13 protein-coding genes are annotated in these 12,679 nt (G+C 69.2%); 7 read left to right on the plus strand and 6 right to left on the minus strand.

Annotated elements, in window-relative coordinates:
• Window positions 1–84: 84 nt before the first annotated feature.
• Window positions 85–1,743, plus strand: a complete 1,659-nt coding sequence (paaN, locus tag ACSQ9A_RS19685; protein WP_436304831.1) for a phenylacetic acid degradation protein PaaN — start codon at window positions 85–87, stop codon at window positions 1,741–1,743.
• Window positions 1,744–1,759: 16 nt separating this feature from the next.
• Window positions 1,760–2,362: a phenylacetic acid degradation protein PaaY gene (locus tag ACSQ9A_RS19690; RefSeq protein WP_436304832.1), complete on the plus strand. Its 603-nt coding sequence runs from the start codon at window positions 1,760–1,762 to the stop codon at window positions 2,360–2,362.
• Here the strand turns inward: ACSQ9A_RS19690 and guaD are convergent.
• A complete protein-coding gene (guaD, locus tag ACSQ9A_RS19695) occupies window positions 2,359–3,639 on the minus strand; it encodes a guanine deaminase (RefSeq protein ID WP_093102960.1) in 1,281 nt (426 codons plus the stop codon). The genes ACSQ9A_RS19690 and guaD overlap by 4 nt on opposite strands.
• 195 nt (window positions 3,640–3,834) lie before the next feature.
• On the opposite strand from guaD, the gene ACSQ9A_RS19700 reads away from it, so the two are divergent.
• Entirely contained in the window at window positions 3,835–4,980 is a 1,146-nt protein-coding gene (locus tag ACSQ9A_RS19700) for a glycosyltransferase family 4 protein (RefSeq protein ID WP_436304833.1), read from the plus strand.
• Window positions 4,977–5,639, plus strand: coding sequence for an acyltransferase (locus tag ACSQ9A_RS19705; RefSeq protein ID WP_212733616.1), 663 nt, complete (start codon window positions 4,977–4,979; stop codon window positions 5,637–5,639). Before ACSQ9A_RS19700 ends, ACSQ9A_RS19705 begins: the two co-directional genes overlap by 4 nt.
• A 53-nt stretch (window positions 5,640–5,692) precedes the next feature.
• On the opposite strand, the gene ACSQ9A_RS19710 is transcribed toward ACSQ9A_RS19705, so the two are convergent.
• Entirely contained in the window at window positions 5,693–6,295 is a 603-nt protein-coding gene (locus ACSQ9A_RS19710; protein WP_436304834.1) for a short chain dehydrogenase, read from the minus strand.
• Window positions 6,296–6,393: 98 nt separating this feature from the next.
• Here ACSQ9A_RS19710 and ACSQ9A_RS19715 point away from each other — a divergent pair, with 98 nt between their 5' ends.
• Entirely contained in the window at window positions 6,394–7,275 is an 882-nt protein-coding gene (locus ACSQ9A_RS19715; RefSeq protein ID WP_436304835.1) for a LysR family transcriptional regulator, read from the plus strand.
• A 20-nt stretch (window positions 7,276–7,295) separates the two neighbouring features.
• On the opposite strand, the gene ACSQ9A_RS19720 is transcribed toward ACSQ9A_RS19715, so the two are convergent.
• The 3 genes from ACSQ9A_RS19720 to ACSQ9A_RS19730 all read right to left on the minus strand — a co-directional run bounded on the left by ACSQ9A_RS19720 (window position 7,296) and on the right by ACSQ9A_RS19730 (window position 9,837).
• Window positions 7,296–8,393: a BMP family ABC transporter substrate-binding protein gene (locus ACSQ9A_RS19720; protein ID WP_436304836.1), complete on the minus strand. Its 1,098-nt coding sequence runs from the start codon at window positions 8,391–8,393 to the stop codon at window positions 7,296–7,298.
• Window positions 8,394–8,471: 78 nt separating this feature from the next.
• Window positions 8,472–8,867 carry a hypothetical protein gene (locus ACSQ9A_RS19725; protein WP_093102954.1) on the minus strand — a complete coding sequence of 132 codons (396 nt, stop codon included), beginning with the start codon at window positions 8,865–8,867 and terminating at the stop codon, window positions 8,472–8,474.
• Window positions 8,868–8,949: 82 nt separating this feature from the next.
• Window positions 8,950–9,837 (minus strand): LysR substrate-binding domain-containing protein, encoded by an 888-nt coding sequence (locus ACSQ9A_RS19730; RefSeq protein WP_436304837.1) that lies wholly within the window; start codon window positions 9,835–9,837, stop codon window positions 8,950–8,952.
• A gap of 79 nt (window positions 9,838–9,916) precedes the next feature.
• On the opposite strand from ACSQ9A_RS19730, the gene ACSQ9A_RS19735 reads away from it, so the two are divergent.
• Together ACSQ9A_RS19735 and ACSQ9A_RS19740 are read left to right on the plus strand one after the other, a co-directional pair.
• Window positions 9,917–11,074 carry an MFS transporter gene (locus tag ACSQ9A_RS19735; RefSeq protein ID WP_436304838.1) on the plus strand — a complete coding sequence of 386 codons (1,158 nt, stop codon included), beginning with the start codon at window positions 9,917–9,919 and terminating at the stop codon, window positions 11,072–11,074.
• Window positions 11,075–11,079: 5 nt separating this feature from the next.
• Entirely contained in the window at window positions 11,080–11,700 is a 621-nt protein-coding gene (locus ACSQ9A_RS19740) for a pyridoxamine 5'-phosphate oxidase family protein (protein WP_436304839.1), read from the plus strand.
• Between the two features lie 5 nt (window positions 11,701–11,705).
• Here ACSQ9A_RS19740 and ACSQ9A_RS19745 read toward each other — a convergent pair whose 3' ends face one another.
• Window positions 11,706–12,635 (minus strand): LysR substrate-binding domain-containing protein, encoded by a 930-nt coding sequence (locus ACSQ9A_RS19745; protein WP_436304840.1) that lies wholly within the window; start codon window positions 12,633–12,635, stop codon window positions 11,706–11,708.
• Between the last annotated feature and the right edge of the window lie 44 nt (window positions 12,636–12,679).

A 12,679-nucleotide genomic window follows, 5' to 3' on the forward strand; every position in this document is an offset into this window, starting at 1 on the left:
TGCCGCAAGCCTTGTCCTTTGGTACTAACCCTTAAGCCTAGCTCGCGGCACTCCTTTTTCCAACATCGCCGGAGACCTTCACCCATGACCACCCTGTTCGATCGCCATCGCACGCTGCTCGACGACGCCCTGCGCGCCCTCACCCACCGCGGCCATTGGTCCCCTTTTCCGGAAGCCCCTTCGCCCAAGGTCTATGGGGATAGCGCGCAGGCCGAGGGCCGCAACGCCGCGCTCGCGCTCTGCGGCAAGGACTACCCGCTGGACCAGCCCGGCGAACGCGCGCGCGTCGCCACCGAGCGTTCGCCCTTCGGCGCCACGCTCGACATCCGCTATCCCGAATGCGAAGGTGAAGCGCTGGTCGCCGCCGCGCTGGCGGCCGAGCCCGCCTGGCAGGCCATCGGCCCCGAAGGCCGCGTGGGCGTCGTGCTCGAAGCCTTGAAGCGCATCCATGCACGCAGCTTCGAGATCGCGCATGCCGTGATGCTGACCACAGGCCAGGGGCCGATGATGGCTTTCCAGGCCGGAGGCCCCCATGCCCAGGATCGCGCGCTCGAAGCCATCGCCACCGCCTGGAAAGCCATGGCCGACGTGCCGGCCGAGGCCACCTGGGAAAAGCCGCAGGGCAAGAACCCGCCCGCGGTGCTGAAGAAACGCTTCGAAGTCGTGGGCCGCGGCATCGCGCTGGTGATCGGCTGCGCGACCTTCCCGACCTGGAACACCTACCCCGGCCTCTTCGCGGCGCTGGCTACCGGCAACCCGGTGATCGTCAAGCCCCATCCCAACGCCGTGCTGCCTGCGGCCATCACGGTCAGCGTGCTGCGCGAGGTGCTGGCCGAAGAGGGGCTGGATCCGAACCTCGTGACGCTCGCGGTCAGCGCCGAACCGCAACTGGCGCAGATGCTGGCCACGCACCATGCGGTGGCCTCCATCGACTACACCGGCGGCAATGTCTTCGGCCGTTGGCTGCAGACGCATGCGACGCAGGCCCGCCTCTATGCCGAGATGGCCGGCGTGAACCTGCTCGTCATCGAATCGACCGATGCCTATGCCGCGATGCTGCGCAACCTCGCGCTGTCGCTCTCGCTCTACAGCGGCCAGATGTGCACCACCACGCAGAACCTGCTGGTGCCGGCTGAGGGCATCCGGACCGACCAGGGACACAAGAGCTTCGAACAGGTCGGCTCCGATCTCGCGCAGGCGATCGACCAACTGCTGGCCGATCCGAAGGTGGCGCTGACGGTGCTCGGCGCCATCGGCTCGCCCCAGACCCTCGAACGGCTGGACAAGGCCGCGAAGGTCGGCCGCACGGTGCTGGCCTCGCGCAAGCTCGAGCACCCCGAGTACCCGCAGGCCGAGGTGCGCACGCCGGCGATCGCCGCCTTGGGCGTGGACGATGCCGACATCTACGAGCAGGAGTGCTTCGGCCCGGTGTCCTATCTGGTGGCCGTGCCTTCGCGCGAGGCCGCGCTCGAAATCGCCGAGCGCAGCGTCCGCCGACATGGCGCCATGACCTTGGGTCTCTACTCCGACGACCCGGCGTACATCGACGACATGGTGAACGCCGCGCGGCGCGCACGCGTCGCGCTATCGATCAATCTCACCCAAAGCGTGATGGTCAACCAGTCGGCCGGCTTCTCCGACTTCCACGCCACCGGCGGCAATCCGTCGGCCAATGCGGCCTACACCACCCTCGCCTTCGTGGCCGACCGCTTCGTGGTCGTGCAGCACCGCCGCCACGCTTGATCAACCGGGAGCTGCCATGCCCTGCTACGCACTCGAAGGCGTCGTGCCGGTGGTCGACCCCAGCGCCTACGTCCATCCCACGGCCGTGCTGATCGGCGACGTGATCGTCGGCCCCGGCTGCTATGTCGGCCCCTGCGCGAGCCTGCGTGGCGACTTCGGCCGCATCCTGCTGGAGCGCGGCGCCAACGTGCAGGACAACTGCACGATCCACGGCTTCCCGGACCAGGACACGGTGGTCGAGGAAAACGGCCACATCGGCCACGGCGCCGTGCTCCACAGCTGCGTGGTGAAGCACGATGCGCTGGTGGGCATGAACGCGGTGGTGATGGACGAGGCCGAGATCGGCGCCTTCGCCTTCGTCGCCGCCTGCGCCTTCGTGCCGGCAGGCATGCGGGTGCCGGCGAAGAGCCTGGTGGCCGGCATTCCCGCCACGGTGCGGCGCGAGCTCGGCGACGACGAGATCGCGTGGAAGCGCGAAGGCACCGAGATCTACCAGGACCTCACGCGCCGCTGCCTGGACAGCCTGGTGGAGGCCGAGCCTTTGCGTGCGGTGGAGGCCGATCGGCCGCGGCTCAAGTCACCGGACGTGCGCTCGCTGATCGCGACCCGGCGCGGCTAGGCCTGCGAAATGACGGTCCGCTCGATCAGCCGGTCGTCGCCCAGCACGATCATCGCGAACAGCAGCTCTTCGAGGTTGTTGGCGAGCGAGGTCTTGCGCGCGAGCAAGGGCGTGGCCTTCGGATCGATCACCAGGAAGTCCGCCTCGCAGCCCGGCTGCAGGTTGCCGATGACGCCTTCGAGCCCCAGCGCGCGCGCCGCGCCTGCGGTGTGGCGCCACCAGAGCTGCGAAGGCGGGATGCTGATGCCCGGCTTGGTCTGGCCCTCGCGGCCCACGTAATAGGCGGCCATCATGGTCGAGAAGGGGCTGAAGCTGGTGCCGCCGCCGACGTCGCTGGCCAGGCCGTAGGCATAGCCGATGCGGTCGGCGCCCTCGAAGTCGAAGAAACCGCTGCCGAGGAACAAGTTGCTGGTCGGGCTCACGGCCGAAGCGGTGCCGGTGTCGCGCATCAGGCGCCGGTCGTCGTCGTCGAAGTGGATGCAGTGGGCGTAGACGGCGCGCTCGCGCATCAGGCCGAAGCCGGCATAGACGTCGAGGTAGGAGCGCGCGCCGGGGAACAGCTCGCGCGCCCACTTCACTTCGTCCTTGTTCTCGGCCACGTGCGAATGGATCCAGGTGTCCGGGTATTTCGCGGCCAGCTCGCCGGCGCCGCGCAGCTGGGCGTCGGTGCTGGTCGGCGCGAAGCGCGGCGTGATCGCATAGCCCAGGCGATCGACGTTGTGCCACTGGCGGATCAGCGACTCGGTGTCGATCAGGCTCTGTTCCGTCTGGTCGCGCACGCCGTCGGGCGAATGCCGGTCCTGCAGCACCTTGCCGGTGATCATGCGCAGCCGGCGGCGCTGCGCCGCCTCGAAGAAGGCCTGCACCGACTGCGGATGCGAGGTCGCGAAGGTCAGCGAGGTCGTGACGCCGTTGCGCAGCAGCTCGTCGAAGAAGACCTCGGCCACCTCCGCCGCGTGCGCCGGGTCGGCAAAGCGGCTCTCGGCCGGGAAGGTGTAGTTCTCGAGCCAGGGCAGAAGGCCTTCCGAGGGCGCGCCGATGATGTCGGTCTGCGGAAAGTGGACGTGCATGTCGACGAAGCCCGGCGCCAGGATGCGCCCCGGCCAGTGCGTGACGTCCACGCCCGGATGGCGGGCCGCCACCGACGCATGGGCGCCGGCGTCCAGCACGCGCTGGCGGCCGGCGGCATCGGGGCCGACCACCAACAGGCCGTCTTGATCGAAAACCGGCTGGCCGGCGGCATCGAATCGCAAAAGGGAGGCACGGTACGCTTGCATGGGCTGGGAGGGTAAGGCAGCGAAGCCGGTACGGAATGTGCGAGCGCATATGGAGGCTATATGACAGCCGCGCTCGGCAGTGGCACATCCTAGGGCCGCACCAGCCGCTCGAACATAATCCGCCTTCAATCCCAACAGGAACAGCGATGAATCCACGCGACGCCGACCGCCGCGCATGCAGGTATTGTCCCTAACATGAAAGTGCTTCTCATCGGGAACTACGTCCCCGACGGCCAGACCAGCATGCTGGCCTTCAAACGCATCCTGGAACGTGAACTCCCCCGCAACGGCTGCGAGCTGCGCGTGCTCACGCCGCCCCGGCGGGTGCAGCGGGTGCCGACCACTTCGCGCCTGTGGAAGTGGCTGGGCTACGTGGACAAGTTCATCCTGTTCATCCCCTCGATCGGGCGCCATCTGCGCTGGGCCGACGTGGTGCACGTGACCGACCACTCCAACGGCATGTACATCCCCTGGGTCAAGAAAAAGCCCAATGTCATCACCTGCCACGACGTGATCGCCGTGCAGGCCGCCAAGGGCATGGTCGAAGGCTGGAACGTGAGCTGGACCGGGCGGCTGTTCCAGCGGCTCATCGTCAAGGGGCTGGCGGCGGCCGATCTGGTCACCTGCGTATCGGATCTGACCCGGCGCGAGCTGCTGGCGCTGGGTCTCGCGCAGGAGCCCAGGGTCAGCGTGGTGCTCAACGGCTTGAACGACGATTTCCGGCCCGTGCCGCCCGAGGAGGCGCAGCCCCTCGTCGAAGGCCTCGGGATCTCGGTGCACGACAAGTACCTGATCCATGTCGGCTGGGACCTGGCGCGCAAGAACCGCCGCACGGTGCTCGAGGCCTTCATCGCGCTGCAGGAGCGCGCGGCCGCGAGCGGCGTCGAGGCGCCGGTGCGGCAGCTGCTGTTCGTCGGGCCCGAGCTGGTGCCGGAGATGGCCGAGCTGGCGCACAAGCGCGACGTGGCCGACCGCGTCAAGACAGTGCAAGGCGTCTCGCACGAGCAGCTGCGCGCCCTCTACGCCGGCGCGACGGCGCTGCTCTTCCCCTCGCTGCAGGAAGGCTTCGGCTGGCCGATCATCGAAGCCCAGGCCTGCGGCTGCCCGGTCTTCACTTCCGACCTCGCACCGATGAACGAGATCGGGGGGCCGGGCGCGGTCTACGTGAACCCCCACGATCCCGCCGCCATCGCGGCGGCCATCGAGCAGGCGGCGCCGCGCTTCGAAGAGATGCGCCGGCTCGGCATCGAAAACGCCACGCACTACAGCGCGGCGCAGATGGCATCGAACTACGTGGCGGCCTACCGGCGGGTGATCGAAGAGCGAAAGACCGCCCGGTGAAGAAGCTGCTGGCGCTGGCCGTGGTGTTCCTGCCCTGGGCGCTCAAGCGCCGGGTGCTGCGCCGCTTCTGGGGCTACCAGATCGCCGACGGCGCGCGCATCGGGATGTCCTATGTCTTTCCGGGGCAGCTGGTCATGGGCGAAGGGGCCTACATCGGCCACTTCAACGTTGCCATCCACCTGGGCCGGCTCGAATGCGGCGCGCATTCGGTGATCGACCGCTCCAACTGGATCACCGGCCATCCGCCGAAAGGCGCCCACTTCACCCATCGCGCCGATCGCGATCCGACCCTGACGCTGGGCGAGCACGCGGCCGTCACCAAGCAGCACATCATCGACTGCACCGATCGCGTCGACATCGGTGCCTTCACCACCATCGCGGGCTACCGCTCGCAGCTGATCACGCACGGCATCAACGTGGTGGACAACCGGCAGGACTGCAAGCCGATCCGCATCGGCGCCTATTGCCTGGTCGGCACGCGCGTCACGGTGCTGGGCGGCGCCGCCCTGCCCGACCGTTCGATGCTGGGCGCGGGCTCGGTGCTCAACAAGGCGCACACCGAGGAGTACGCGGTCTATGCGGGCTCGCCGGCGGTGCAGGTCAAGACGCTCGATCGCGACGCCAAGTACTTCCACCGCGAGCGCGGCTTCGTGCACTGAGCCGGCCGCCGTTGCCGTTGCCGTCTGATGAACATCGCCCATCCCGGCGCGGCTCATTGCCACACGCGGTACACGCGCCCCGTCTGCGAGCCTTCGACGCTGCGCACATAGCCCAGCGCCGCCCGCGCGGCCGGCACCGATTCGAAGCCGGGAAAGAAGGAGCCGTAGCTTGGCAGCGATTCGGTCAGCACCGTCGGGCTCACCGCATTGATGCGCAGCCCGCGCGGCAGCTCGGTGGCGGCCGCGCGCACGAAGCCTTCGACCGCCGAATTGACCGCGGTCGCGTTGGCGCCCTGGCGGATCGGCTCCTCGGCCACGATGCCGGTGGTCAGCGTGATCGAGCCGCCGTCGCGCAGCACGTGCTGGCCCAGCAAGGCGAGCCGCACCTGGCCGAGCAGCTTGTCCTGCAGGCCCACATTGAAATCGGCCGGCCGCATCGAGGCCAGCGGCCCGAAGAAAAGGTTGCCGGCCGCCGAGACGATGGCATCCAGCGGGCCGACGGCGGCGAACAGCGCCTCGACACTGGCATCGCTGGTGATGTCGACGCGCCAGTCGCCGTGCTGGCGGCCTGCGCTCAGCACCTCGTGGCGTTCGGCCAGCGCCTCCACCACCGCACTGCCCACCGCGCCGTTCGCGCCCACCACAAGAATCTTCATGACCTGCTCCATCGATTGAAAGAAGCAGATTCTTCCGTGCATCGCTCGATCGATAAATGACGCTACGCTTCGTCCATTCGAAAGCAACGGTTAGCAATATGGACAAGCTGCGCGCCATGGAAGTGTTCGTCGCGACGATCGATGCCGGCAGCTTCGCGGCTGCGGCGGAAGCGCTGGACATCTCTGCCGTGATGGTCGGCAAGCACATCCGCGCGCTCGAAACCGAGCTGGGCGCGCGCCTGCTCCAACGCACCACGCGGCGCCACACGCTGACCGAGATCGGCGCCGCTTACCTCGAGCGCTGCCGCGACGTGCTTGCGAGCGTGCGCACGGCCGACGGCGTGGCCGAAGCGCTCAGGGCCGTGCCGCAGGGCACGCTGCGCGTCACGGCGCCGGTGGCCTACGGCGCGCACCGCCTGACGCCGGTGATCGGCGACTACCTGGCGGCGCACCCGCAAGTGAAGGTGGAACTGAATCTCAATGACCGCATGGTCGACCTGGCCGAGGAAGGCTTCGACTGCGGCGTGCGCTCGGGCACGCCGATGGACGAACGCCTGATCGCGCGGCCGCTGGCGCGCTCGCGCATGTTCGCGGTCGCGAGCCCGGCCTTCGTCGCGCGCCATGGCATGCCGGCCCATTCGCGCGAGCTCGAGGCGCTGCCGCTGCTCGGCTTCGCCGCCTGGGGGCCCGATCATTCATGGCGCTTCACGCGCGGCGGCGAGACGGCGCACGTGCCGGTGCGCGGCCCGCTGGCCACCAACAATGGGCAGGCCTTGCTCGCGGCGGCCCTGGCCGGCGTCGGCGTGATCGTGCAGGCCGATCCGCTGCTCGCGCCGGCACTGGCCTCGGGCCAGGTGGTGCAGCTGCTGCCGGACTGGGACTTGCCGACGCGCGAGGTGCACATCGTGCGGCTGCCGGAGGCCCGGCCCAGCGCCAAGCTGCGCAGCTTCGTCGAGTTCGTGGTGGAACGCCTCGGCTGAGGGAGGGCCTGTTCAGGCGCTCAGCGCGCGATGCGCCCCTGCACGCCCTCGGCCAGCCAGTTCATCGTGAGGATCTGGTCGTCGCGCAGGCTCGTGCCCTTGGCGATGGCGAGCTTGCCCTCGTTGTCGCGCACGTCCTCGACCGCGCGAAAGACCTGCAGCTTGCCGCTGGCGATGTCCTGCTGGCGCGCCAGCACCTCCTCCTGCACCGCCTTCGGCACCTTGGGCCCGAAGTCGCCGACGCGGATCATCCCTTCCTTGACGCCGCCCCAGACGCTGGTGGCCTTCCAGCTGCCGTCGAGCACGGCCTGCGCGCGCTGCGTGTAGTAGGCGCCCCACTGGTGCGTGACGGCGACGATCTGCGCATCGGGCGCGACCTTGCGCATGTCGGAGTGGTAGGCCACGGCCATCTTGCCGCGCTCCTGCGCCGCGGCCATGACGGCGGTGGAGCCGGTGTGGAAGGCGATCACGTCCACGCCCTGGTTGAACAGCGTCATCGCGGCATCGCGCTCCTTCGGCGGGTCGAACCACGCATCGAGCCAGACGACCTTGACCTGGGCCTGCGGATCGACCGAGCGCATGCCGAGCGTGAAGGCGTTGATGCCCTGCAGCACTTCGGGGATCGCGAAGCCGGCCACGTAGCCCGCGATATGGGTCTTCGTCATGCGGCCGGCCGCGACGCCGGCGAGGTAGCGACCCTGGTAGTAGCGCGCGTTCGCGGTCGCGACGTTGGACGCGGCCTTGTAGCCGGTGATGGATTCGAACTTCACGTCCGGGAAATCGCGCGCCACCTTGAGCGTCGGCTCCATGTAGCCGAAGCTGGGCGTGAAGATGAGCTTGTTGCCCTGCTGCGCAAGATCGCGGATCACGCGCTCGGCATCGGCGCCCTCGGGCACGTTCTCGACGAAAGTGGTCTTCACCTTGCCGGGCAACGCGGCCTCGACGGCCTTGCGGCCCTCTTCATGCTGGCGCACCCAGCCGGCATCGGTGATGGGCGCGACATACACGAAGCCGATCTTGAGCGGATCGGCCGCGGGCTTCGGTTGGGAGAATGAAGGCGATAGAAAACAGGCGGCTGCGAGCGCCGCAACGGCGCTGCCCGCGAGGTTTTTGTACATGGTGTTCCTCTACATGGCCCCAGAAAGAAAAGGGCGCTGCGGGGCAGCAGCGCCGGGCGGTATTTTACCGGCGCGCGCTCAGCCGCTACGCGACCGGCTTCCGCGCGTGCTTCTCATGGCGTCGCTGCGCTGCTTCTGCAGTTCCTTCAACTGCGCCAGCTGGCTCGGGCAGTCCGAAGGCGTGGCGACCAGGACGAGCGGGCTGCGCCGCCGCGCTGCGATGGATTTCTCGACGTCCGCCGGGTCGCGGCCCTTCGAGACCAGGCCGGCAGCAACCGCGGCCCTGGAATGCAGGAAGAAGGCTTTCTCGAAGGCCGGCGTGCCGCAGCGCGCGGCGATCACGCGATAGTCCGCCTCCTGCTGTTCGTTGGGCGCCGCCAAGGCGAGTTCTCTTGCGCTCTGGGCACTGGCCGGAAGGCAGATGCCCACGACGGCTGCCGATGCGAGTGCAGCAAATTCCCAACGCGCTTTCATGTTCCGCCCCGTCTCAACACGAATGTGTTCAGCGCTTCATCGTACGTCCGCGCCGGCTTTTTGGGGGGACCGTTTGCGTGAACTATTGCGCGCGCCGCATCTCTTCTTCGAACCATTCGGCAACGCACCGCGCCTCGGGCACGGCATCGGGCGCGAGGCCGTAGTAGTAGCGCGTCAAGGGCATGCGCAGCGCAGGCAGGGCCGGCTGCAATCGCCCCGAGACGAGGTCATGCGCGAGCAGCGAGGTCGGCGCCAGCGCAATGCCCAGCCCGTCGACCGCCGCCTGCAGCACGAAATGCAGGTGGTCGAACTGCAGCCGGCCGGCCGGCTTCGTCCGCGGTGCGCCGACCTGCTTCTTCCAATCGTCCCAGTCGCTCTTGCGCGTCTTCGCCGACAGCAGCACGTGCGATGCCAGCGCGCGCAGATCGGCCAGAGGCTGCGATCTGAAGAGCGCCGGCGCGCCAACGACCAGCACCTCGTCTTCGAGGAAGGGACTCACCCGCATGGAAGGCGGCCAGCCCTCGAGTCCGCGCCGCACCGCGATGTCGAAGCCGTCGGCGGCCTGCGCCGGCGCGACCGTGCTGGTGACGACCTGGGGCTCGATGTCCGGATGGCGCTCGACGAAAGAAGGCAGCCGCGGGATCAGCCAGCGCACCGCGAAGGACGGCCGCACGTTGATCCGCACCGCGCGGACGGGCGCCTCTCTGCCGAGCGCCCGCGCCGCGGCGCCGATCTGCTCGAGCGCAGGGCCGACCTCGGCGAAGAACTGCTGTCCTTCCGCGCTCAGCGTGACCTGCCGGATGCGCCGCTCGAACAGGGCGACGCCGAGAAATTCTTCGAGGCTGCGAATCTGCCGGCTCACCGCGCCGTGCGTGACATGAAGCTCGACCGCCGCGCGCGTGAAGCTCTGGTGCCGCGCCGCCGCGACGAAAACGCGGATGGCGTTCAGTGGCGGTTCGCGGGTCGGCATGCGTGCGATTTTCTCACGCATGCCGGCGCGCGAATGTCGTTTGTCAGGGCAAGCCCGCGCAACGCACCATCGGGTCCTGATGCCTCGAACCCCACCCGCCGCCGCCGACCTGAACTCGCGCCACGCCGCCCTCGCGCTGGCGCTTTCGCTGCCGGCGGACACCGTGCTGTACCTGCTGCTGCCCATGTACGCGGCGCAGTTCGGCCTGACACTGGCGGAAGCCGGCATGCTGCTCGCGGCGAACCGGCTGGTGCGCATCGCCGGCTATGGCCAGGTGGCGCGCCTCTATGCGCAGCGCGGCGACCGCCCGACCTGCACGCTGGCCGTGGCGACGGCGGCGCTCTGCGCGCTGGGCTACGCAACGCTCTCGGGCTTCTGGGCGCTGCTGCCGCTGCGGCTGCTGTGGGGCCTGTGCTTCGCGGGCCTCAACCTTTCGACCCAGTCGCTGGCAACGGCAGATCCGGTCGGCGCGGCCCGCCGCAGCGGACGCTCGCGCGCCTTCATCGCCATCGGGCCGGTGCTCGCGCTGCCCGTGGGCGCGCTGCTCGCGCAATCGACCGGGCCGCGGCCGATCTTCTTCGTGCTCGCTGCGGTGTCGCTCCTCGGCCTTTGCGCGGCACGCAGGCTGCCCTCTGCACCGCACCGCATTGCGACGCCGGTGCGGCGCTTCCAGCGGCCCAACAGCCTGGATGCCTGGTCCTTCATGGAAGGGTTGACGCTGGACGGGCTCTTCATCGTCGGCCTGTCCTACCTCGGCAAGGATCTTCTGCCGGGCGGCGCGGTGGTTGTGGCCGGCCTGCTGATGGCCTTGCGCTACCTGGCGGAAATCCTTCTGAGCCCGGTCGGCGGCCGCATGGCCGAGCGGCTGGGCGCCGAGCGCCTGCTGGTCATCCTGTCGCTGCTCACCGCCGTTGCGCTGGCGGGTTTCGGCGCCGGCTGGCTGTGGAGTTGCGCTGCCGCCATCGTCGTGCTGCGCGCCTTGCAACTGCCGCTGCTGCCGCCCATCGTGGCGCGGCGCACACCGGGGCCCGGGCGTGTTCAGGCGCTGGCCGCACGCTCGGTGTGGCGCGACATCGGCGCCGGCACCGGGCCCCTGCTCGCGGGGCTCCTGCTGCCGGTCGCTTCCCCGCTGTGGCTCTACGGCCTTCCGGCGCTGCTGCTGGCACTGGCCGCACTGGCGTGCGGGCGAGAGTCGAAGCCAGCCGTGTACCTCCCATCCACTGCCACGAGGAAATGATCTCCATGACCCAGCCCCATGCCATCGAAACCCTGGCCCAGCTCGAAGCGCTGTTCGGCCATGCCGGCGAGGCCTCGATCAAGAAAGAAGTGCCCTATCTGCATCCCTCTTACCAGGCGCTGATTGCGGCCTCGCCCTTCGCCGTGTTTGCCACCTGCAATCCGGGCGGCCTCGACGCTTCGCCGCGCGGCGACCCGCCGGGCTTCGTCGCAGTGCAGGACGAGAAGACGCTGCTCATGCCCGAGCGCCGCGGCAACAACCGCATCGACAGCCTGCGCAACATCGTGGCCGATCCGCGCGTGGCCTTGCTGTTCCTCATCCCGGGCGTCGGCGAAACGCTGCGCGTGAACGGCCGCGCCGGCATCACGGTCGCGCCCGATCTGTTGGAGCGCTTCGCGGTCGATGGCAAAGAGCCGCAGTGCGTGGTCGTCATCCGCGTGGAGTTGGTGTTCTTCCAGTGCGCGCGAGCCATTCAACGTTCCCGGCTGTGGGCGCCGTTGCCGGTCGATGCAGAGCGGTCGGTACCGACGCCGGGCGCCATTCTGGCCGCGCTCACCGCCGGCGAGTTCGATGGCGCGACCTACGACCGCGAACTGCCGGCGCGCCAGGAACGCACGCTGTACTGACATGCTCACGCGCCGGGCACACCCGCGCGCACTGCCTCGCGCAACAGCTCCGCCAGCCGCGCCACCGGCGCTTCGGGCTCGGCCTGCGCGCGGTACATGGCCAGCGCCATCTGCGGCAAGGCCGGCAGGCCGGTGCCGGCGCGATCGAGCACGCGCACATGCGAAGGCAATCCGAAGGGCGTTCGCGCCGACAGGCCGAGCCCCGCCGAGGTCGCGGCCCACAGCGCCGCGAGGCTGGCGCTGGTGAACGCATGCCGCCACGGGATGCCCGCGCGGTCGAGCACGGTGGTGACGATCTCGCGCAACGGACATGGCGCGTCGAGCAGCACCAGCGGCAGCGCCTCCTTCGACTTGCGCGCGCCGGGCCGCTGGCGCTCGATCCACCACGGCGCATCGAGCGCCTCGGGCGCCGCCGGGCCCACCCATTGCAGCGGAAGGCGCACCAGGCGCTCGCCGTGCGCCAGCGACAGCCTGCCCTCCACCTCCCAGATCAGCGCCAGGTCGAGCTGGCCCAGGTCGAGCCGCTCGCGCAACTCGGCGCTGCGTGCCACGCAAGCCTCGATGCGCACCTTGGGATGCGCGCGCGAAAAACGGCCGAGCACGCCGGGCAGCAGCGTCTCGCCCAGGTCCTCCTGCAGGCCCAGGCGCACCCAGCCCTGCAGATCGACGCCGCGCATCGCAGCCGCCGCTTCGTCGTTGATCTCGAGCAGGCGGTGCGCATAGGCCAGCATGGTTTGGCCCGCGTCCGTCAGGTCGAGGCCGCGCCCGGCCTTGCGGAACAACGGCGTGCCGGCCTGCGACTCCAGCTTCTTGAGCTGCGCGCTCACGGCCGAGGTGGAGCGCCCCAGCTTGTCTGCCGCGCGCGCAAAACTGCCGAGCGCGATGCCGGTGGAGAAGCTGCGCAGCACATCGAGGTCGAACATCACCTGGGCCATGACGATCCTGTTTTTTGGGATGATTGGTTGATTATTTTCTGATT

Origin of the sequence: Variovorax sp. LjRoot290 (genome assembly GCF_964253985.1) — a bacterium.
Taxonomy (GTDB): Bacteria; Pseudomonadota; Gammaproteobacteria; order Burkholderiales; family Burkholderiaceae_C; genus Variovorax.